This window comes from Bradyrhizobium sp. SZCCHNS30572, from assembly GCF_032484415.1.
Taxonomy (GTDB): Bacteria; Pseudomonadota; Alphaproteobacteria; order Rhizobiales; family Xanthobacteraceae; genus Bradyrhizobium.
On record NZ_JAUESY010000004.1, the window covers coordinates 26,168 to 46,335 of the forward strand.

At 65.3% G+C, this 20,168-nt stretch carries 19 protein-coding genes; 6 read left to right on the forward strand and 13 right to left on the reverse strand.

The window, feature by feature from the left end; translation table 11 throughout:
• The first annotated feature begins 118 nt into the window (after positions 1–118).
• Both QX048_RS11400 and QX048_RS11405 read left to right on the forward strand, forming a co-directional pair.
• Positions 119–1,852 (forward strand): ABC transporter permease subunit, encoded by a 1,734-nt coding sequence (locus QX048_RS11400; protein WP_315825485.1) that lies wholly within the window; start codon positions 119–121, stop codon positions 1,850–1,852.
• Positions 1,853–1,867: 15 nt separating this feature from the next.
• On the forward strand, positions 1,868–3,169 hold the full coding sequence (locus QX048_RS11405; RefSeq protein ID WP_315752264.1) for a nitrate/sulfonate/bicarbonate ABC transporter ATP-binding protein: 1,302 nt from the start codon (positions 1,868–1,870) through the stop codon (positions 3,167–3,169).
• An 11-nt stretch (positions 3,170–3,180) separates the two neighbouring features.
• On the opposite strand, the gene QX048_RS11410 is transcribed toward QX048_RS11405, so the two are convergent.
• The 6 genes from QX048_RS11410 to QX048_RS11435 form a co-directional block, all read right to left on the reverse strand.
• Positions 3,181–3,498: a cupredoxin domain-containing protein gene (locus QX048_RS11410; RefSeq protein WP_315825486.1), complete on the reverse strand. Its 318-nt coding sequence runs from the start codon at positions 3,496–3,498 to the stop codon at positions 3,181–3,183.
• Positions 3,499–3,507: 9 nt separating this feature from the next.
• Entirely contained in the window at positions 3,508–4,029 is a 522-nt protein-coding gene (locus QX048_RS11415) for a DUF4142 domain-containing protein (protein WP_315825487.1), read from the reverse strand.
• 96 nt (positions 4,030–4,125) lie between these two features.
• Positions 4,126–4,812, reverse strand: coding sequence for an RNA polymerase sigma factor (locus tag QX048_RS11420; protein ID WP_315752266.1), 687 nt, complete (start codon positions 4,810–4,812; stop codon positions 4,126–4,128).
• Between the two features lie 81 nt (positions 4,813–4,893).
• Entirely contained in the window at positions 4,894–6,519 is a 1,626-nt protein-coding gene (locus QX048_RS11425; RefSeq protein ID WP_315752267.1) for an FMN-binding glutamate synthase family protein, read from the reverse strand.
• 216 nt (positions 6,520–6,735) lie between these two features.
• The gene (locus QX048_RS11430) at positions 6,736–8,301 is read right to left on the reverse strand and encodes an acyl-CoA synthetase (RefSeq protein ID WP_315752268.1); all 1,566 of its coding nucleotides are present in this window, start codon (positions 8,299–8,301) and stop codon (positions 6,736–6,738) included.
• A gap of 210 nt (positions 8,302–8,511) precedes the next feature.
• On the reverse strand, positions 8,512–9,285 hold the full coding sequence (locus QX048_RS11435; RefSeq protein WP_315715287.1) for a ferredoxin--NADP reductase: 774 nt from the start codon (positions 9,283–9,285) through the stop codon (positions 8,512–8,514).
• 287 nt (positions 9,286–9,572) lie between these two features.
• On the opposite strand from QX048_RS11435, the gene QX048_RS11440 reads away from it, so the two are divergent.
• The 3 genes from QX048_RS11440 (at position 9,573) to QX048_RS11450 (ending at position 13,388) form a co-directional block, all read left to right on the forward strand.
• Positions 9,573–10,526 (forward strand): RimK-like protein, encoded by a 954-nt coding sequence (locus QX048_RS11440; RefSeq protein WP_315825488.1) that lies wholly within the window; start codon positions 9,573–9,575, stop codon positions 10,524–10,526.
• Between the two features lie 112 nt (positions 10,527–10,638).
• Positions 10,639–11,778: an FAD-dependent monooxygenase gene (locus QX048_RS11445; RefSeq protein ID WP_315825489.1), complete on the forward strand. Its 1,140-nt coding sequence runs from the start codon at positions 10,639–10,641 to the stop codon at positions 11,776–11,778.
• Complete coding sequence (locus QX048_RS11450; protein WP_315715283.1) at positions 11,775–13,388, forward strand: benzoate-CoA ligase family protein; 1,614 nt, start codon at positions 11,775–11,777, stop codon at positions 13,386–13,388. The genes QX048_RS11445 and QX048_RS11450 overlap by 4 nt, the downstream gene beginning before the upstream one ends.
• Positions 13,389–13,426: 38 nt before the next feature.
• On the opposite strand, the gene QX048_RS11455 is transcribed toward QX048_RS11450, so the two are convergent.
• Both QX048_RS11455 and maiA read right to left on the reverse strand, forming a co-directional pair.
• Entirely contained in the window at positions 13,427–13,936 is a 510-nt protein-coding gene (locus QX048_RS11455) for a MarR family transcriptional regulator (protein WP_315825490.1), read from the reverse strand.
• On the reverse strand, positions 13,926–14,558 hold the full coding sequence (gene maiA / locus QX048_RS11460; RefSeq protein ID WP_315752324.1) for a maleylacetoacetate isomerase: 633 nt from the start codon (positions 14,556–14,558) through the stop codon (positions 13,926–13,928). Before maiA ends, QX048_RS11455 begins: the two co-directional genes overlap by 11 nt.
• Before the next feature lie 102 nt (positions 14,559–14,660).
• Between maiA and gtdA the strand changes: the two genes are divergently transcribed.
• Positions 14,661–15,698 carry a gentisate 1,2-dioxygenase gene (gtdA, locus tag QX048_RS11465; RefSeq protein ID WP_315825491.1) on the forward strand — a complete coding sequence of 346 codons (1,038 nt, stop codon included), beginning with the start codon at positions 14,661–14,663 and terminating at the stop codon, positions 15,696–15,698.
• A gap of 10 nt (positions 15,699–15,708) precedes the next feature.
• Here gtdA and QX048_RS11470 read toward each other — a convergent pair whose 3' ends face one another.
• From QX048_RS11470 to QX048_RS11490, 5 genes are all read right to left on the reverse strand, one after another.
• Entirely contained in the window at positions 15,709–16,536 is an 828-nt protein-coding gene (locus QX048_RS11470; RefSeq protein ID WP_315825492.1) for an ABC transporter permease, read from the reverse strand.
• Complete coding sequence (locus QX048_RS11475; RefSeq protein ID WP_315825493.1) at positions 16,529–17,302, reverse strand: ABC transporter ATP-binding protein; 774 nt, start codon at positions 17,300–17,302, stop codon at positions 16,529–16,531. The genes QX048_RS11470 and QX048_RS11475 overlap by 8 nt, the downstream gene beginning before the upstream one ends.
• Before the next feature lie 42 nt (positions 17,303–17,344).
• Positions 17,345–18,346 carry an ABC transporter substrate-binding protein gene (locus tag QX048_RS11480; protein ID WP_315715278.1) on the reverse strand — a complete coding sequence of 334 codons (1,002 nt, stop codon included), beginning with the start codon at positions 18,344–18,346 and terminating at the stop codon, positions 17,345–17,347.
• 481 nt (positions 18,347–18,827) lie between these two features.
• On the reverse strand, positions 18,828–19,310 hold the full coding sequence (locus tag QX048_RS11485) for a hypothetical protein (protein WP_315715276.1): 483 nt from the start codon (positions 19,308–19,310) through the stop codon (positions 18,828–18,830).
• A gap of 107 nt (positions 19,311–19,417) precedes the next feature.
• Positions 19,418–20,110, reverse strand: coding sequence for an alpha/beta family hydrolase (locus QX048_RS11490; RefSeq protein ID WP_315825494.1), 693 nt, complete (start codon positions 20,108–20,110; stop codon positions 19,418–19,420).
• Positions 20,111–20,168 lie beyond the last annotated feature (58 nt).

The window sequence follows — 20,168 nt, forward strand, 5'->3', positions numbered from 1 at the left end:
GGCACTTAGGGTACGGATTCGGTCGGCAGCCCAGCCGGCGCGAACCAGCCCATACGCCATGACAAGCACCGTCCGCAGCCACCGCCGATGGCTGCGGACGACAAGACGAGACACGCCGATGATGCTTCAGGAGCTCCGGACCACAGTGCTGCGCGACGCCGTCCGTCCCAACATCTGGGACGTGGTCGCGCTGGTGATCGTGGTGGGCGCGATGGTGCTGATCGTCTATGGCGGCGAGCAGACCACCCAGCCGCTGTCGGCGCTGGATACCGCCCCGGTGTCGCTCGATCCGGCCAACCTTCCGCTCTACGCGCTGCGCACGACCTTGCGCATGCTGCTCGCGATCGCGTGCTCGCTCGTGTTCACCTTCGTCTACGCCGCGCTGGCGGCCAAGAGCCGGCGCGCCGAGATCGTGCTGATCCCGCTGCTCGACATCCTGCAGTCGGTGCCGATCCTCGGCTTCCTCACCTTCACCGTCGTGTTCTTCATGAACCTGCTCCCCGGCAAGGTGCTGGGCGCCGAGCTCGCCTGCGTGTTCGCGATCTTCACCAGCCAGGCCTGGAACATGACCTTCAGCATGTACCAGTCGATGCGCAACGTGCCGAAGGATCTGGAGGAGGCGACGCGCAGCTTCCACCTCTCCGGCTGGCAGCGCTTCTGGCGGCTCGACGTCCCCTATGCGATGCCCGGCCTGATCTGGAATGCGATGATGTCGATGTCCGGCGGCTGGTTCTTCGTCGTGGCCTCCGAGGCGATCACGGTCGGCAACACCACCGTCACCCTGCCCGGCATCGGCTCCTACGTCGCGCTGGCAATTCAGCAGAAGGATCTCGCCGCGATCGGCGCCGCGCTGCTGACCATGCTGCTGGTCATCACCGCCTACGATCAGCTGCTGTTCCGTCCGATCGTGGCCTGGGCCGACAAATTCCGCTTCGAGCAGACCGCCTCGGGCAATCCGCCGAGCTCGTGGATGCTCGACCTGTTCCGGCGCACCCGCGCGCTGCGCTCGCTGTCCGTCCCGTTCGCCGCGGTCAATCGCGCCGTCTCGAACCTGCGGATCAACTGGCCTAAAACCTGGAGCGGCCCGGTGCGGCACGCGCCACCGTCGCAGCTCGTCGACGGCCTCTGGCTCGCCGTCGTCGTTCTCGGTTGCGCCTATGCCGGCTGGAAGACGTACCTCTACCTCTCGGCCACGCTGGCGCCCGCCGATGTCCTCTCCGCCATCGGCTATGGCCTGATCACGCTGATCCGCGTGGTGGTGCTGATCGGGCTGGCGTCGCTGATCTGGGTCCCCGTCGGCGTCTGGATCGGGCTGCGGCCCAAGCTCGCTGAGCGCATCCAGCCGCTGGCGCAGTTCCTCGCCGCCTTCCCGGCCAACCTCGCCTTCCCGGTGTTCGTCGTGCTGATCGTGCGCTTTCGCCTCGACGCCAATGTCTGGCTGAGCCCGCTGATGATCCTGGGCACGCAATGGTACATCCTATTCAACGTCATCGCCGGTGCCAGCGCCTTCCCGACCGACCTGCGCGAGGCGGCCGCGAGCCTGCACCTGACCGGCTGGCGCTGGTGGTTCAAGGTCGTGCTGCCCGGAATCTTCCCCTATTACATCACCGGCGCCATCACCGCCTCGGGCGGCTCATGGAACGCGGCGATCGTCGCCGAGGTCGCGAGCTGGGGCGACACGCATCTGACGGCGTCGGGGCTCGGCGCCTACATCGCCGCGGCGACGGAGCGCGGCGACTTTCCGCGCGTGGTACTCGGCATTGCCGTGATGTGCATCCTCGTCACTCTGTTCAACCGGCTGCTGTGGCGGCCGCTGTATGCCTTCGGCGAGCGCCGGCTGCGGCTCGGCTGACCGGGAGAGATCATCATGCGCGACCAGGTCAAGGACACATCGCTGATCGAGATCAAGAGCGTCAGCCGGCTCTTCCCGAAGGGCAGCGGCGAGGATCTCGTCGTGCTGGAGAAGGTCGACCTCACGATCCGAGCCGGCGAAATCGTCGGCCTGCTCGGACGCTCCGGCTCGGGCAAGTCGACCCTGCTGCGGATCATCGCCGGCCTGGTGTCGCCATCCTCAGGCGAAGCACGATGCCGCGGCGAGATCATCGCCGGCCCCCCTGTTGGCGTCGCCATGGTGTTCCAGTCGTTCGCGCTGTTTCCCTGGCTCACCGTGCTGCAAAACGTCGAACTCGGCCTGGAGGCGCTCGGTGTCGACAGTGCCGAGCGGCGCAAACGCGCGCTGGCCGCGATCGACCTGATAGGTCTCGACGGTTTCGAATCGGCTTTTCCGAAGGAGCTGTCCGGCGGCATGCGCCAGCGCGTCGGCTTTGCCCGCGCGCTCGTCGTGCATCCTGACCTCCTGCTGATGGACGAGCCGTTCTCCGCGCTCGACGTGCTCACCGCCGAGACGCTGCGCACCGACCTCGTCGATCTCTGGACCGACGGCCGGCTGCCGATCAAGTCGGTGCTGATGGTGACGCACAACATCGAGGAAGCGGTGCTGATGTGCGACCGCGTCCTGGTGTTCTCGTCCAATCCCGGCCGCGTCGCCGCCGAGTTCAGGATCGACCTGCCGCATCCGCGCAACCGGCTCGATCCCGCGTTCCGCCAGCTCGTCGACAGTCTCTATGCCCGCATGACGCAGCGGCCCGAGCCGAAGCTGCCGAGCACCGCCAGCGCCGGCGTGGGCATGGTGCTCAACCACGTGTCGTCGAACTCGATCTCCGGCCTGATCGAGACGCTCGCCGGCGAACCCTATAATGGGCATGCCGACCTGCCGGTGCTGGCGGGCCATCTGCAGCTCGAGGTCGACGAGATCTTTCCGCTGGCCGAAGCGCTTCAGCTCTTGCGCTTCGCCCAGCTCAGTGAAGGCGACCTGACCTTGACCGAGGACGGACGGCGGTTCGCCCATCAGGAGACCGACGAGCGCAAGAAGCTGTTCGCGAAGCATTTGATGGAGAACGTGCCGCTGATGGGGCTGATCCGCCGCGTGCTCGACGACCGCCCCTCGCACGCCGCTCCGGCTGCGCGCTTCCGCATCGAGCTCGAGGACTACATGTCCGAGCACTACGCCGACGAGACCTTGCACACCATCGTGTCATGGGGCCGCTATGCCGAGCTGTTCGCCTATGACGAGCAGTCCGAGACCTTCAGCCTGGAGAACCCGCATTGAGGCCAACGGCGTCACGGCGCGATGGTCAGTGTCGCCTTCATGTTGGGATGAAAGCGGCAGTAGTAGTCGACCGTGCCCGCCTTCTTGAGGACCGAGCTCACCGTCTTGCTCGGCGGCAAAGTGACATCGAAGGCGCCATCCCGCGCCGTGGCCGTATGAGCCAGCGCATCCTTGTTGACCCATTCGACGGTATCGCCGACCTTGGCCGAAGCCACGGCCGGCGAGAATTCGAGCTTGTCCACCAAGATCCGGATCGTGGCAGCGCGCGCCGGAACGCTCATGGCGGCGAGCACAACCACACTCACGAGAGTGATGCGTCCCGACAGCATCGGATCGTCCTACTTCAGATCCGCCGCGACATGCTCGGCGTGCTGCTCGTGGCCCTGGAAGAGCTTCAGGCCGGTCTGCAGCAACTCCTTCAGCTCGGCGTTGGTTGCGGACGGAATGAGCTGCGTCTCCAGCGCGCCGTTCACCGTCTTGTGGTAGGCGACCTCGTTGGCAATATAGGCCTTGTCGAATGCCACGCCCTTGAGCTTGCTGAGCTCGTCGAGCTTCTCGCTCGCCTGCTTCGACAGCGCGCGGCTGGTGTCGTTGTCTTCCGGCGTCACTTTCAGCTTCTTGACCAGGGCGAGGGCCTGCTTGTTGACCGCCTCGTGGTCCCGCACCATGCCTTGCGCGAACTCCTTGATCTCCTTGCTGCCGGACTTGTCCAAGGCCTGCTTCGCTGCCTTGATGTCGATTTCGCCGGCGGTGTAGGCGATATGCGCGATCTGCGGATCGCTGAGCTTGGCGCCCTGCGACAGGGCCACGCTGCTCGTGAGGCAGAGCGCGAGGGCGATCGTGCCGATATGCTTGAACATGGTTCTCATCTCCTGTGCCGCCGGAGCTCGTGGCCGGCGGGTGAATGACTGCACAGGGATTGGATGAAAAGCGGGAGCCGACGTTCCCGAGAATCTTCAGGTCGGACGCCGAAGACGATCGAGCACGGCCTCGGTCAGCCGCTCGCAACGCGGGCCGGCGAAGGGAAACGCGTCCAGAAGGACGGGACCGATCTCTTTTTCGACGTTCTCACGCAGCATACCGCGGGCGCGATGCAGGCGCGTCTTCACGGTCTCGGGCTTCAATCCGAGCAAGTCCGCCGTCTCGTCGATGCTCATCTCCTCGATCACGCGGGCGATGAACACCAGGCGAAACGGCTCGGACAGGTCATCGATCGCCCGCTCGACGACGGCCTGGATCTGGCGCTGCGCCACCGACTTCTCCGGATCGCTCGACGTGGCGGGAAATTGGATCACCTCGGCCCGAGGCTTGTTCTCTCGCTCCGCATCCAGTTGCAGCGCGGGTCGCCGCCCGCGCAGCCGCCCCATCGCTTCGTTCATCGCGATGCGAACCAGCCACGTCGACAGGCTGGACTGGCCGCGAAACGCGTCCAGGTGGGTGAGTGCGCGGACATAGGTTTCCTGCACGACGTCCTCCGCCTCGCTGTCGTTGCGCAGGATGCCGCGGGCGATCCGGAACAGGCGGCGGTTGTTGGCCTGCAGGATGGCCCGAATGGCCGCCTCGTCGCGGGCTTTCGCCCGTCGGATCAGGTCATCCTCGCCGCTCGTCGCCGCGGAGACCGTGGTCGCTGTGGTCCAAGGCATTGTCGATCATCCAAGCTGAGTACACGTGGCTTAGATGGAATTGGAGCCGGAAAGTTCCCAAGAACGATCACGCAAGGCGTTTCACTGCACCGCCGCAAACGTATCGGCTCGCGCCATCGCCCAGGCGTCGCGGAAGCGGACGTCCTGGGTGCCCTCGAGCAGTTCGCCCGGCCGCAGCGATGGATACAGCTTGGCAAAGGAGGAGACATCGGTGGTCGACGTCCGCTGTGAGAAGTGGATGGGCCGCAGATCCTGCGGATGCTCGAGGCCGGCGGCGGCGAGCAGTTCGGCCAGCGCATGCAGGGTCGCGTGATGATAGTTGTAGACGCGGTCGAGCTTGTGCGGCACGACCAGCGCGCGGGCGCGCGTCGGATCCTGCGTCGCGACGCCCGTCGGGCAGCGGTCGGTGTGGCAGCTCAAGGACTGGATGCAGCCGAGCGCGAACATGAAGCCGCGCGCCGAGTTGCACCAGTCGGCGCCGATCGACATCGCGCGCGCCATGTCGAAGGCGGTGGCGATCTTGCCGGAGGCGCCGATCTTGATACGATCGCGGACGTTCAGCCCGACCAGCGCATTGTGCACGAAATTGACGCCCTCGCGCATCGGCATGCCGAGGTGGTCCATGAACTCCAGCGGCGCCGCGCCGGTGCCGCCCTCATTGCCGTCGACCACGATGAAGTCGGGATAGATGCCGGTCTCCAGCATCGCCTTGCAGATCGCAAGGAACTCCCAGGGATGGCCAATGCACAGCTTGAAGCCGGCCGGCTTGCCGCCCGACAGCCGCCGCATCTCGCCGATGAACTGCATCATCCCGATTGGCGTCGAGAACGCGCGGTGCGCCGCCGGCGAGATGCAGTCCTCGCCCATCGCGACGCCGCGGATCTTGGAGATCTCCTCGGACACCTTCGCCGCCGGCAGCACGCCGCCGTGGCCGGGCTTGGCGCCCTGGCTGATCTTGAGCTCGACCATCTTGATCTGCTCGGCGGCTGCGACCCGCGCGAACGCGTCGGGGTCGAACGTGCCGTCATGGCGGCGGCAGCCGAAATAGCCGGATCCGATCTCCCAGATGATGTCGCCGCCCATCTCGGCATGGTACGGGCTGAAGCCGCCCTCGCCGGTGTCGTGCGCGAAGCCGCCGCGCTTGGCGCCACCATTGAGTGCGCGCACCGCATTCGGGCTCAGGGCGCCAAAGCTCATCGCCGAGATGTTGAACACCGAGGCGGAATAGGGTTTTGCGCAGTCGGGGCCGCCGATGGTGATGCGGTATTTTTCCTCCGCACGCGGCTTGGGCGACATTGAATGGTGCATCCATTCATAGCCCTCGCGGTAGACGTCTTCCTGGGTGCCGAACGGGCGCTTGTCGAGCACCATCTTGGCGCGCTGATAGACCACCGCACGGGTGTCGCGCGAGAACGGCATGCCGTCCTTCTCGCTCTCGAAGAAATACTGCCGCATCTCAGGCCGCATCTCCTCGAGCAGGAAACGCAGGTGTGCCGCGATCGGGTAGTTGCGCAGCACCGCGTGGCTCTTCTGCATGAGGTCGCGCACGCCGAGCAGGGTGAGCGCGCCGAAGATCAACAGCGGGATCAGGACGAGATCAAAGATCTTGCGGTCGTAGATGCCGAGGATCAGCAGCAAAGCGGTCGCCGTGGCGCAGATCGTCAGCACGATGAAGCGCGGCGAAAACGGGAGCAGCAGCGTATCCATGGAAGGCCTCGGGGCGGCTCGTGGAAGATCTTTGATCACGATACTACTGATATCGCGAAGCAATCGTTACACAAGCGCGCGCAATCGGCCATCGATCATATCACAACGTCGATAGCCGCCTTCTATCGACTGCCGCGCTGCGGGATCGAGCCGCAGCGCCGGGCCGGCCTCCGGGACTCCCGGCGCCGCTACGCGTTGCTCGACGACGGCAGCCGCTTACCCCTGCGCAAACAGCCCCGAATGCGTCTCGCGCAACTGCCGCTTCAGCAGCTTGCCGCTGGGGTTCTTGGGCAGCGCATCGACGAACACGATCCGCTTCGGCGTCTTGAACGAGGCCAGCCTGGCCGAAGCCTGCTCGAGCACGGCCGCCTCGGTCAGCTCACAGCCGGACTTGACCACGACCATCGCCACAACGGCCTCGACCCAGCGCGGATGCGGCAGGCCGACGACGGCGACCTCCGACACTTCCGGGATCAGATAGAGCGCCTCCTCGACCTCGCGGCTGGCGACGTTCTCACCGCCGGTCTTGATCATGTCCTTCTTGCGATCGACGATGGTGATGTAGCCTTCCCCGTCGATGGTCGCGAGATCGCCGGAGTGAAACCAGTCGCCCTGGAAGGCGGCGGCGGTGCGCTCGTCGTCGTGGAAGTAGCCGAGCATCAGATGCGGCGAGCGATGCACGACCTCGCCGACCTCGCCTGGTGCGACATCATTCATGTCGTCATCGACGACCCGCGTCTCGACGTTGAGCACGGCGCGGCCGCAAGAGCCCGGCTTGCGCAGTTGATCCTCGGGACCGAGCATCGTCGCCAGCGGAGCGATCTCGGTCTGGCCGTAGAGATTCCACAGCCGCACCTTGGGCAGCCGCTGCGCCAGCTCGCGCAGCACCTCGACCGGCATGATCGAGGCGCCGTAATAGCCCTTGCGCAAAGTGGATACGTCGGTGGTCTCGAACAGCGGCGAGCGCAGGATCGAGATCCAGACGGTGGGCGGCGCGAAGAACGATGTGATCCGATATTTCGCGATCAGCGGCAGCAGATTGTCGGGCGTCGGAAACGCCGTGATGATGTTGGTCGCGCCGACATAGATCGAAGGGCCGAAGAACACGTCGAGCTGCGCGCAATGATACAGCGGCAGCGCGTGCAGGGTGACGTCATCGGCGGCGATGCCAGCATCGACGATACAGCTCACATACTGCCAAATGACGGCGTCATGGGTGAGCATGGCGCCCTTCGGCAGCGACTCCGTACCAGAGGTGTAGACGATCTGCGCGACGTCGCTTCCGGCGATCTCGACGGCAGGCACCGTCGCCGTCGACGCCGCGAGCTCCGCAAAGTCGATCATGTCGCTTTGCCGCTCGCTCGGACCTTCCGACGGCAGCCAGATCATCTGCTCGACAGCCGGCACCAGCGTCTTGGCGGCGCGGGCCACGCCGGCAAAGCCGCTGTCGGTCGCCAGCAGCCGCGCGCCGGCATGCTTGAGGATGTAGGCAACCTCCTCGGGCTTGAGCATGAAGTTGATCGGCACCAGCACGGCGCCGAGCCGCGCCAGCGCGAAGCGCAAGGCCGCGAAGGCATGCGAATTGCGGGCGAGGATGGCCACGCGCTCGCCCTTGCCGACACCGCGGGTGGCGAGGCCGGCCGCGAGGCGGTCGACGATGGCGTTGAACTCGGCGTAGGTCCAGCTGACCTCGCCGCAGATCACGGCCGTCTTTCCCGGCGTGCGCGCCGCGCTCCGCCGCAGGAGGTCACCGAGCGTCTGCCTGCGAACGATGGAATCCATGGCCGTACCCCTTATTGTATCGGGGATGGCCGCCGCTCAGGCAATCCAAGTCCCCTCCCTGTGTCGCGCCGGACGTCTGCAGGTCCGGTCTTGCTGCCGAAAATCGCACAGCCGCTTCGAAACGCGCAAGGAGGATATTGCCAACGAAAAGAGCGCCCCGATTGCGTCGAGGCGCTCTTTCAGAAAAGTCGGAGACGAAGGGGCGACGGCTCAGCGCTCGACGAAGGCCTTCTCGATCACGAAATGGCCCGGCTCGTTGCCGCTGCCTTCGAGGAAGCCGCGCGACTCGAACATGGTCTTGAGCTCCTCCAGCATCGCCGGGCTGCCGCACATCATGATACGGTCCTTGGCGATATCGAGCTCATGCTGGCCGATATCGTTGAACAGCTGCTGCGACGAGATCAGGTCGGTGATGCGGCCACGGTTGCGGAACGGCTCGCGTGTGACGGTCGGATAATACTGCAGCTTGCCGTCGAGCAGTTCTCCGAACAACTCGTCCTCGCGCAGCTTGGCGACGACGCTCTCGCCATAGGCGAGCTCGGCGACCTGGCGGCAGCCATGGACCAGCACGATGCTCTCGAACCGCTCGTAGACGTCGGGGTCCTTGATCAGGCTGGCGAACGGGGCAAGGCCGGTGCCGGTCGACAGCAGCAGAAGCCGGCTGCCGGGCAGCAGGTTGTCGGGGATCAGCGTGCCGGTCGCCTTGCGGCCGACCAGGATGGTGTCGCCTTCCTTGATCTTCTGCAGCCGGGAGGTCAGCGGGCCGTCTTGCACCTTGATGCTGAAGAACTCGAGTTCCTCCTCGTGATTGGCGCTGGCCATGCTGTAGGCGCGCAGCAGCGGGCGGCCCTCGACCTCGAGGCCGATCATCGCGAACTGACCATTCTGGAAGCGGAAGCCCGCATCGCGGGTGGCTCGGAAGGAGAACAGGGTGTCCGTCCAGTGGTGAACGGAAAGAACTTTCTCTTTATAGAACGCGCTCATGTCGTTTGTTTTTTCACGTGGGCTGAAGTTGGAAGAAACAAGTCGTGACGGAGGCAGGACCGCAAAACCCTATAGATCCAGCGATTTCGGCGCCTGATGTACGTGAAAACAGCGAATAATCAACCCGCATGGACGCACCATTGATCACGATCAAATGCATGCCGGCTGATGTCCGGATTCGCCTCGATCGGGCATTCGTTCGTACACAAACGATATGGGTAATTTACTTGCCGATATTCCGATTTTCCAGCACTTTAATTCCGCATCTCTGGCCCAATCCTTGAGCAATGATTAACCATCCGCAGGCCCAGCTCGCCGCCATCACCCGCTACTGCGCCGAACGAGGCATCGCGCTCGACGTGCGGGAGGACGGCTGGCTGCTGGTGCTCGAGGATGCCACCCGGCGTCACCTGATCTTCGGCTATGATCTCGGCCTGAACAGTGCGGTGGCGCACAGACTGGCCTGTGACAAGGCGGCGACCTCGGCGCTGCTGAGAGCCGACGGGATTGCCGCGGTTCCACACGCATTCTTTCTGGCGCCGGCCCTCGGCGGCCAGTCGGCGCAGATGGCCGAGGCCGCGCTGGCGCTGCTCGAAACGCATCCGCGCGGGCTGGTGGTCAAGCCCAACGAGGGGACCTCTGGACGGTCGGTGGTCCGCGTCACGGCGAAGGATGACCTGCTGCGCGCAGTGAACAGCATCTTCGAGACCGGCGCGAATGTCGCGATCGCGCCGCTCATGGACATCGTCGACGAAGTCCGTGTCGTGCAGCTCGATGACGCGTCCCTGATCGTCTACCGCAAGCAGCGCCCCATCGTGGCCGGCGATGGCGTGCAGCCGCTGCTCGCCCTCGCGCTGGCGGCCACTCCGGCCACGGGGCACGCCCAGCTCCTGCGGCGCCTCGATGCGGAATTCGACGCGTCGGCCTTGCGCGCCGTCGTGCCGCGCGGCGAGCAGCGCCTGCTGAGCTGGCGGCACAATCTCGAATTCGGAGCTCAGCCAGTGCTGCTCGAACCAGGCGCGCAGCGGGACCTCTGTGCCGCACTCGCCACCGCGGCGGCACGCGTCATCGGCATCCGCTACGCATCGGTCGACCTCGTGCTGGCCGATGGACACTGGCAGGTGCTCGAGATCAATTCGGGCGTGAAGATGGAGGCGCTCGGCCGGCATGCGCCGGAGCTGGTCGAAAGCACATATTTCGCCGCGCTCGACGCGATCTTCGGCAGAGGCCGGTCGGGATGACTTGCGGCCGCCGGCCCGATTTCCAGCAATAAGATTTCCCTGGCCTCGATCGAGATGAGGGATTATTCTCCGATCCAAAATAAACAGTATACTGTCAATGTGGAGGACGCCCTTGCGCATCGCCGTGCTCGGCGGCGGCCCTGGCGGGCTGTATTTCGCCTATCTCTGGAAGAAGCGGCACCCCGCCGCCGTGGTCGATCTGTTCGAGCAGAACCCGGCCGGGGCGACCTGGGGCTTTGGCGTCGTGTTCTCCGATCAGGCGCTCGAATTCCTGCGCGCCGACGATCCCGACACCGTGGACGCGATCGCGCCGCACATGGAGAGCTGGCGCAACATCACGCTCAATCTGCGCGGCGAGACTGTCGAGATCGACGGCGTCGGCTTTTCCGCGATCGGCCGGCTCGAGCTGTTGAAGCTGCTGCAGGCCCGCGCCGAGAGCGTGGGCGTCGTCGCCCGCTACGGCACGACCATCCAGTCGCTGGACCAGCTCGCAGGCTACGACCTCATCGTCGCTGCCGACGGGCTGAACTCGCTGGTTCGCCGCAGCTTCGAAGGCGATTTCGGCTTCTCCGTCTCCTACTCCAGCAACAAGTTCGCATGGTACGGCACGTCGAAGACCTTTGCCACGCTGTCGCAGACCTTCGTCGCGACCGACCGCGGCAGCTTCAACGCGCACCATTATCGCTATGCGCCGGACATGAGCACGTTCCTGGTGGAATGCGATCGCGCCACGTGGCACGCCCATGGCTTCGCCGAGATGTCGGTCGATGAATCCCGGCGCGTCTGCGAGCAGGTGTTCGCCGCCACGCTCGACGGTCACGCGCTGGTCTCCAACCGATCGGTATGGCGCAATTTCCCTTGGGTCTGGAATGAGCACTGGTGGCACCGGAACATGGTGCTGATCGGCGACGCGCTGCATACGGCGCACTTCTCGATCGGCTCCGGGACGCGGCTGGCGATCGAGGACGCGATCGCGCTCGCCAAGGCGCTCGATGCCGAGACCAGCCTCTCGGACGGCCTCGCCCGCTATCAGGCCGAGCGCCAGCCGATCGTGAAGAAGCTGGTGACGGCGGCCCGGACCAGCAGCGACTGGTATGAGTCCTTCCCGGCTCACATGACGCTCGGCCTGTTGGATTTTGCCTACAGCTACATCACCCGGTCCGGGCGCATCGATGAGACCAGGCTGCGCGCGATGGCTCCGCGGTTCATGGCCCGCTACGAGGCATCTCGGAGCACGGGAGCACGCGCATGACCAGAGAGATCGCCGACCAGGTTCCGCGCGACAGCGCCGGCGCGCGCGAGATCGGCTTCGCAATTCCCGCCCGCTACAATGCCAGCCGCGTGCTGTTCGACAACCTCGCCAAGGGCAACGCCAACAAGACTGCGCTGATCGGTCCGGCCGGCCAGCGCAGCTATGCCGAGCTGTGTGCCGACGCCTGCCGTTGGGGCAACGGCTTCACCGCGCTCGGGCTCAGCCGCGGCGACCGGGTCCTGCTGTTCCTCGACGATACACCGGCCTATCCGGCCGCGTTCTTCGGCGCAGTGCGCGCCGGCTTCGTGCCGCTGCTGATCAACACATTGACGCCGCCGGATCTGCTGCAATTCTATCTCGCTGATTCCGGCGCCAAGATCGCGGTCGCCGACGCCGAGTTTGCCGCACGGTTCGACGCACAGGCCTGCGCCGAGACCGCGCTGCGCACACTGGTCGTCGTCAATGGCGAGGCGCCGGCCACCGCCGTCGCAACGACGGTCGCGGTCGATGCGTGGCTGCCCAACTTCACCGATCAGTTGGCGGAGGCCGACACCCACCGCGACGAGATGGCATTCTGGATGTATTCGTCCGGCTCCACCGGACGCCCCAAGGGCATCGTCCATCTGCAGCACGACATGGCCTATAGCGAGCAGGCGTTCGCCCGCAACGTGCTGCGGCTCAAGCCGGACGACATCTGCTTCTCGGTGCCCAAGATCTTCTTCGCCTACGGCTTCGGCAATGCGATCACCTTTCCATTCTCGGCCGGAGCGACGACGCTGCTGCTGCCCGGCCAGCCGAAACCCGCCGCCATCTTCGATGCGATCGGCCGCTTCCGACCAACCGTGTTCTTCGGCCTGCCGACGCTCTACACCGCGCTCACCAAGGCCGAGGGTGCGAAGCAGGCCGACGTCTCGTCACTGCGGCTCGCGGTTTCCGCGGCCGAGGTGCTCTCGGCCGAGGTCTTCAACGGCTGGAAGAGCCTGACCGGCTTGGAGATCGTCGAAGGTCTCGGCTCGACCGAGGTTCTCCACGTCTATCTCTCGAACCGCGAGGACCGCAAGAAGCTCGGCGCCGCCGGACTGCGCGTTCCCGGCTACGAGATCGCGCTGCGCGACGGCGAAGGACGCGAGGTCGCCAACGGCGAAGAGGGCATTCTCTGGGTACGCGGCGACTCCAACACGCCGCTCTACTGGAACCGTCCGGACAAGACCGCGGAGACGATCCGCGATGGCGGCTGGATCTACACCGGCGACCGTTTCGTGCGCGATGCCGACGGCTTCCATTTCTTCCGCGGCCGCGCCGACGACCTGGTCAAGATCTCCGGCCAATGGGTCTATCCGCTCGAGGTCGAGCTCTGCCTCGCCGAGCATCCCGATATCAGAGAATGCGCCGTGTTTGCGCACGAGCTGCCGGATCGTCGCATGAGCCTGAAGGCCGTGGTGGTCACCAACGGCGGATCCCCCGACCAAATCCCGACCGTCAAGGCGCTGCAGGACTACGTGAAGGCGAAACTGCTGCCCTACAAATATCCACGCGAGATCGTCTTCATCGACGAATTGCCGAAGACGGGCACCGGCAAGATCGATCGTCAGGCGGTGATGCGGCTGTGAGCCTACGCCTTGCGCCCGACAACCGCGGAGTTCCGCGATCAGCCGGTCTTGCCGAGATGCTCCAGCGCATCCTCGGCGCGCAGCGGCACCCGCGACACCTCGTTGTTGAGATCGACGAGCTGCGCCAGCAGCGCCATCAGCATCTTGCGATCCGCGGCCTTCAGGGGCGCCAGCATGCGGGCCTGGGCGCGATCGACCGCCGGCATGATCGCACGGAGAAGGGCTCCGCCCGCCCTGGTCAGATAAAGCAGCTTGACGCGCTTGTCCTCGGCCGACGGCCTGCGCTCGATATGGCCCTTGCTCTCCAGCCGCTCGATCACGCTGCCGAGCGTCGAACGGTCGAAGGCGATCACCGCCGACAGCCTGGTGGCATCGATGCCGGGGTGCGTCTGGATCGCGACCAGCGCCGCATATTGCACCGGCGTCAGGTCGAACTCGCGGCACTCCTCGACGAAGATGGACACGGCAATCTGCTGCATCCGCCGGAACAGATAGCCCGGCTTGGTGTAGACTGCGTCCATGGTGATGTCGGGCGGCCTACTCGGCATCGGGCTGACGCTCCGGAGCAGCAGCGGCGAAGGCCGGCAGCGCCTTCGCCGCGGCTTCGGCCTGCAGCAGGCGCGGAAACGCTGCGACATCGACGCCAAAGCGGCGTGCATTGCCGAGCTGCGGCACCAGGCAGAGATCGGCCAAGGTTGGCGCCGCACCGAAACAGAATGGGCCAGGCTCATGCTTGATCAGCGCTTCGCAGGCAGCGAGCCCCTCGCGGTTGGCCCAGCCGGCCCAGGCCGTGACCTTGTCCTCGGGCAGGCCGAGCTCCCGGAGCCGCGCCAGCACCTTCAGGTTCTGCACCGGATGGGTGTCGCAGGCGAGCACCTGCGCGAAGGCGCGGACCTGGGCGCGTCGCAACGGATCCTTCGGCAGCAGCGGCGGCTCGGGATGAGTCTCGTCGAGCCATTCGATGATCGCAAGCGACTGGATCAACGTGGCGCCGCTGTCGTCCTCGAGCGCCGGGACCAGACCCTGCGGGTTGAGCGCGAGATAGGCGGGCGCGCGCTGCTCGCCCTTGCGGAGGTGATGCGGCAGATGCTCGGCCGTGAGACCCTTGAGGTTGAGCGCAATCCTGACGCGATAGGATGCGCTGCTGCGGAAATAGCCGTGCAGCTTCATCATGGCAGTCCTCCCGATGCGACAGCTCTGGTTGTATTTGACGGTAATCAAATTGGCAGTATACTGTCAATCAAGAACGACATCTGATCATGGGAGGCGCGCATGGCCGCGGTTTCGACACCTGAGCGCGAGGCGTTCTACAAGAAGATCGACGGCGAAAACATGACGGCGCTGTGGACCGTGATGAGCGATCTCATCACGCCCGAGCCGAAGAGCGCCTGCCGCCCGCATCTGTGGCAGTTCGCGGCGATCCGCGACTACATGGTCGAAGCCGGGCGGCTGATCACGGCGAAGGAAGCCGAGCGGCGCGTGCTGATCCTGGAGAATCCGGGACTGCGCGGGCAGTCCAAGATCACCACATCGCTCTATGCCGGCGTTCAGATGGTGATCCCAGGCGATGTTGCGCCCGCCCATCGGCACAGCCAGTCCGCATTGCGCTTCGTGCTGGAAGGAAAGGGAGCCTTCACGACCGTCGAGGGCGAGCGCACCCTGATGGAGCCGGGCGACTTCATCATCACCCCGTCGATGACTTGGCACGATCACGGCAATGAGACCACCGAGCCGATGTTCTGGCTCGATGGCCTCGACATTCCCCTGGTGCAGTTTCTCGACGCGTCGTTCGCGCAAGGCGCGCAGGAGGACCAGCAGAAGGTCGCGCGCCCCGCGGGCGACAGCTTCGCCCGCTACGGCCACAATCTGCTGCCGGTCGATGCGAAGCGCAAATCCAGGACATCGCCGATCTTCAACTATCCCTACGCCTATACGCGCGAGGCGCTGGAGAACGCGAAGCGGAGCGAGGAATGGGACGCCTGCCACGGGCTGAAGCTGAAATTCTCCAACCCGGAGACGGGTGATTTCGCGATGCCGACGATCGGCACCTTCATCCAGCTGCTGCCGAAGGGCTTCAAGACTGCGCGCTATCGCTCGACCGACGCGACCGTGTTCACCGCGATCGAAGGCAGGGGCCGCAGCCGCATCGGCGACCAGACCTTCGAATGGGGCCCGCGCGACCTGTTCGTCGTTCCGAGCTGGCAATGGGTCAGCCATGAGCCGGACGAGGATGCGGTACTGTTCTCGTTCTCGGATCGCCCGGTGCAGGAGAAGCTCGACTTGTTCCGGGAAGACCGCGGCAACGCCTGACACCGCCGGATCAGCGCCAGCGCAGGAGCCGCGCTTCGAGCATGCTGATCAGCCGGCCGACGGCGAGACCGAACAGCGACAGGATCAGGATCCCCGCCATCAGCTGATCGGTCTGCATCAGATTGCCGGCCTGCAGCACGAAGGTGCCGATGCCGGTCTCGGCGCCGATCATCTCCGCCGAAACCACGAGCATCAGCGCGACCGACGCGGTGATGCGGAAACCGGCGAGGATCGACGGCAGCGCGCCGGGCCAGATCACGCGGCGGACGATGGTCGGGAACGGCACGTTGAAGCTCTGCGCCATGCGGATCAGGTTGCGCGGCACCGCATCGACGCCGCTATAGACCGAGATCGTGGTCGAGAAGAACACGCCCAGCGCGATCGTCGCGATCTTCGGCTGCTCGCCGATGCCGAGCCAAAGAATCAGCAGCGGCAGCACGGCGATCTTCGGAATCGGAAACAGCGCAGAGACGAACGTGATGCCGATGCTGCGCGCAATGCGCCAGAGGCCGATCGCGAAGCCGACGACGATGCCGGTGGCCGTGCCGAGCGCCCAGCCGGATACAATGCGCACGAACGATGCCGAGACATGCTGCCAGAGCGCGCCGCTTTCGGCCAATCGATACAGGGCGCGCAAGATCGTCAGCGGCGCCGGCAGGAACAATGGGTTGGCCAGTGCGAGGCTGCCGATGAGTTGCCACAGGCCGAGAGCCGCCGCGAGCGCGAGCCAGCCGGCCCATCGGCTTGCGGCTGGCGTGAAGCCGCCGCCCCGGAACGGCACTTTCCGGCTCTGCTTGCCGACGACCTCAGGCGTTCCGGCCGGGGAGCGTTCAAGCATTCTGAACCTCGCGCTCGGCATCGATTGCCTCGGTCCGGATCAGCCCCCAGAGCTCGTTCTGCAGGTCCAGCAGTTGCGCGCGTACTCCGGCATCGCCGCGGCTGCGCCGCGTCGCCGGGACGCTGACGACCTTCCGGATGCGGCCGGGACGACGCGACAGCACGACGATGCGGTCGGCGAGCCGCACGGCCTCCTCGAGATTATGCGTGACATAGACCGCGCCCATGGTGCCGTCGGCGAGCAGATCGACGAAGTCCTCCATCAGCAGTTCGCGGGTCTGCGAGTCCAGCGCCGACAACGGCTCATCCATCAGCAGGATCGCCGGGCGGACCGCCAGCGCCCGGGCAATCCCGACCCGCTGTCGCATGCCGCCCGACAACTGCTTGGGATAGACGGTCCGGAAGTCTGCCAGGCCGGTTCGCCGCAACGCATCGTCGACGGCGGCGGCGCGCTGCTGCGTCGACAGGGATGTATGGAGGAGCGGAAAGGCAACATTGTCGGCGACGCTTGCCCACGGCAGCAGCGCGAAGTCCTGGAACACGAACGTCAGGGGATTGAGGCTGCCGGGCGGCGGAGCTCCGCGCAGCACCGCCTGTCCCTTGCTTGGCTGCAACAACCCTCCGAGGATTGCCAGCAGCGTGCTCTTGCCGCAGCCGGACGGCCCAACGAGGGCGACCACCTCGCCGGCTCCGACCGTGAACGACACGCCATCGAGCACATCGAGCGCGTCGAAACGGTGGCTGATGGTCTCGGCGATCAGGTCCATATCAAGCGATCCCGCTGCAGGCCCGCGCTGCGCCTGCCTTCATCAATCCGGCTTCACGAAGTCTTTGGCGATGATCGCGGCCGCATCATAGCCCTGGTCCGCGAACCCCTGAGCCTGCAGCCATTTGATCTGGCTCTCGATGTTCTTCACATCGAGCTTGCCGTCGGGATCGATGTAGGCGCAATTGCCCACGACCTGCTCGACCGGCAGGTTCGTGTACTTGCCGATGATCTCGAGTAACGGCTTGGTCTTGTCGTCGATGGCGGCGGTGCCGTCCTTGACCGAGGCGAGCACGACATCATGATACTCGCGCTCGGCGCGCTGAAGCGACGCCAGCAGCTTGCCGACCAGCGCCGTGTTGGCAAGTGTCTTCGGCCCCGCGAACACGCCGCTGACCTGCCACGGCGTCTCGTCGCCGACCCAGCCAAGATGCTTGACGGCGCCCTCCTCCATCAGCTTGCGCGCCACCGAAACCGGCATCAGCGCCGCGTCGACGGTTTCCCCTTTGATGGCCGCCGACATGTTGGACATGGACTGCAGCGGCACGATCTTCACGTCGGCGAGCTTGAAGCCATATTTATCGGCCAGCAGCCCCACCGAATAGTGAAAGCTCGACCCGACCTGGGTCATCGCCACGCGTTTGCCGGCAATGTCCTTCGGCGTCCTGAGACCTGCCTCATAGGCCTTGTTGCTGGCAAAGTAGCCAATCAGCGGAAAGCCCGGGCGGTCACGGCTCATACCGGCGATGATCTTCAACGCGCCCTTGCCTGCGAGGTTATACAGTCCTGCGGTGAAGGCGGTCACCCCGACGTCGACGTCGCCGGTGGCCGTCGCCACGGCGATCGGTTGCGCTGCATCGAAAAACTTCAGCTCGACGTCCAGTCCAGCTTCGCGGAAATAGCCTTTGTCCAACGCGATGAACACTGGCGCGGACGAGGACAGCCGGAGAACGCCGATCCGGAGCTTGGCGTCGTCGGCCAGCGCGGTGCTGATCGATACGAGGCTCCAGAGCAGCCCCAGGACGACCCCAACGTATCGGAACATCACACTCTCCAAGTTCTGGCGACCCGCACGCCCGGCCTCACCCACGACGCCGACTTGTTGCAATATTTCGCGCTTGATGTCGCGCCAAATTTTCGGGAGTCGGGAGATCGCAGCCTCAGAGGCCGGGCGTCTTGCTCCAAGCCGCCTCGTCCGTCACGGTAACGCGTATTGAGCTAAACGCCCTTGCAATCGGCGGTCCGGTCCTTTGCCGCGACCGTGAGCTTCCTGCAGGGGCCGTGAAACGTCTCGATCCCTTTCAATCCGTCCTCTGCACGGACCGACATGGCCGGCGGCTCGCCGCACCGAGGGCCAGCAGCCAAACGGATGAAGCTGTCTTTTTCATCGCGATCTTCTGACAAAGTGGATATTGCCGAGCGGGCCGGATTTTGCCGCGTGGACCGTACGATCGCGAGTGACGACCGGCGACGCCGCGACGAGCTCTCCTGCTGGCCCATCCTGCTTGTGCGCAGGGGTAACGGCCTCAGAAGGTCTGCATCACCGGCTTCTCGCCATTGGACAGAAATAGCCCTTCAAAACGGCCGATCTCGCTGTCGGCTGTGCATTCGAGCAGGTCGGGTCCCTTGAATGGATTGCCGTGACGGCATTGCCCCTTGGCCGTCACCTTGTTGATCGTCTTGCGACTTTGGCCAATGATCATCATGTCGACCGGCGTGACGAACTTGTCAGGCCCCGGTTGCTCTTGCAGATCGCCGCGGTTCGAGAACGTGACCACGCTGCCGTCGAGCAAGGTGAAGTAGAAGCCGGTGCGCTGATCGTCATAGTCGGTATTGAGCAGCGCGCCCTTGCATTCCGAGCTGCGATCCTTTCCCGCGACGATGAGCTTCTGGCAAGTTCCCTTCACGACCACCATGCCGGTCAGCCTGGCATCGGCGAGCGATGGAGCTGCAGAGATCATCAGCACGCCAAGCGCGCACACCGATAGCGCCACCACTGCTGACTTCATCGAACCCCCTCCCTACCTTTCAATATGACTATGCCTCAACCTCCGGTGACAGAAAAGTTCTGTTTTTGTTCTCATGCCATTTTTCTCCGAAGGAGGCGCTAGGCGCGTCAGCCGGCACACGCTTCGAGAGTCTCCAGCCACGCCGCAAACGCCTTCGTCAGGTCCTCCATGACGGCCCGATCATTCCGGCCGGAGCGCGCAGGCACGTGGAAGGCGTGGTCGGCCTGATCGATCCAATGCAAGGTCGCACGCGGTCCCAGCCGCTTCACGACGGGCGCGAGCAGCTCCATCTCCGCCAGCTTGTCGCGCGTCCCCTGCAGGAACAGCATCGGGACCTCGATCGCATCGAGATGATCGGCGCGCGCGATGGAGGGCTTGCCGGCGGGGTGAAGCGGAAAGCCGAGAAAGGCGAGCCCGGCTATGCCTGGCAGCGGCGCTGCACTCTGCGCCTGCGACGTCATGCGCGCCCCGAACGACTTGCCGCCCGCGACGAGCGGCAGCCCCGGACAGAGCCGCGCGGCCTCCGCCACGGCAGCCCGCACCGCGGCGTGGGCGAGCGCGGGCGGATCAGGGCGCTTGCTGCCCTTCTCCATGTAGGGAAACTGGAAGCGGAGCGTCGCGATGCCGCGCGCGGCAAGGCTTGCCGCCGCTTGGTTCATGAAGACGTGGGTCATGCCGGCGCCCGCGCCATGGGCGAACACGAAACCGGCGCGCGGCCGCGGCGGGGCCATGAACAGCGCGGACACGATGTCCGCGCCGTCGACGGGAAACGCAAGGGAACGCGGCTGGTGCTCGGTCATGCCCCAGAGTGTGAGCCTGCGCTCCTTGCGTCAACTCCAGTCGCCACCGACTTTGCAG

Excerpts from the sequence above, each read along its gene's own strand:
- QX048_RS11400 (WP_315825485.1), top strand. The coding sequence starts at position 119 with ATGATGCTTCAGGAGCTCCGGACCACAGTGCTGCGCGACGCCGTCCGT.
- QX048_RS11405 (WP_315752264.1), top strand. The coding sequence starts at position 1,868 with ATGCGCGACCAGGTCAAGGACACATCGCTGATCGAGATCAAGAGCGTC.
- QX048_RS11410 (WP_315825486.1), bottom strand. The coding sequence starts at position 3,498 with ATGCTGTCGGGACGCATCACTCTCGTGAGTGTGGTTGTGCTCGCCGCC.
- QX048_RS11415 (WP_315825487.1), bottom strand. The coding sequence starts at position 4,029 with ATGTTCAAGCATATCGGCACGATCGCCCTCGCGCTCTGCCTCACGAGC.
- QX048_RS11420 (WP_315752266.1), bottom strand. The coding sequence starts at position 4,812 with ATGCCTTGGACCACAGCGACCACGGTCTCCGCGGCGACGAGCGGCGAG.
- QX048_RS11425 (WP_315752267.1), bottom strand. The coding sequence starts at position 6,519 with ATGGATACGCTGCTGCTCCCGTTTTCGCCGCGCTTCATCGTGCTGACG.
- QX048_RS11430 (WP_315752268.1), bottom strand. The coding sequence starts at position 8,301 with ATGGATTCCATCGTTCGCAGGCAGACGCTCGGTGACCTCCTGCGGCGG.
- QX048_RS11435 (WP_315715287.1), bottom strand. The coding sequence starts at position 9,285 with ATGAGCGCGTTCTATAAAGAGAAAGTTCTTTCCGTTCACCACTGGACG.
- QX048_RS11440 (WP_315825488.1), top strand. The coding sequence starts at position 9,573 with ATGATTAACCATCCGCAGGCCCAGCTCGCCGCCATCACCCGCTACTGC.
- QX048_RS11450 (WP_315715283.1), top strand. The coding sequence starts at position 11,775 with ATGACCAGAGAGATCGCCGACCAGGTTCCGCGCGACAGCGCCGGCGCG.
- QX048_RS11455 (WP_315825490.1), bottom strand. The coding sequence starts at position 13,936 with ATGCCGAGTAGGCCGCCCGACATCACCATGGACGCAGTCTACACCAAG.
- maiA (WP_315752324.1), bottom strand. The coding sequence starts at position 14,558 with ATGAAGCTGCACGGCTATTTCCGCAGCAGCGCATCCTATCGCGTCAGG.
- gtdA (WP_315825491.1), top strand. The coding sequence starts at position 14,661 with ATGGCCGCGGTTTCGACACCTGAGCGCGAGGCGTTCTACAAGAAGATC.
- QX048_RS11470 (WP_315825492.1), bottom strand. The coding sequence starts at position 16,536 with ATGCTTGAACGCTCCCCGGCCGGAACGCCTGAGGTCGTCGGCAAGCAG.
- QX048_RS11475 (WP_315825493.1), bottom strand. The coding sequence starts at position 17,302 with ATGGACCTGATCGCCGAGACCATCAGCCACCGTTTCGACGCGCTCGAT.
- QX048_RS11480 (WP_315715278.1), bottom strand. The coding sequence starts at position 18,346 with ATGTTCCGATACGTTGGGGTCGTCCTGGGGCTGCTCTGGAGCCTCGTA.
- QX048_RS11485 (WP_315715276.1), bottom strand. The coding sequence starts at position 19,310 with ATGAAGTCAGCAGTGGTGGCGCTATCGGTGTGCGCGCTTGGCGTGCTG.
- QX048_RS11490 (WP_315825494.1), bottom strand. The coding sequence starts at position 20,110 with ATGACCGAGCACCAGCCGCGTTCCCTTGCGTTTCCCGTCGACGGCGCG.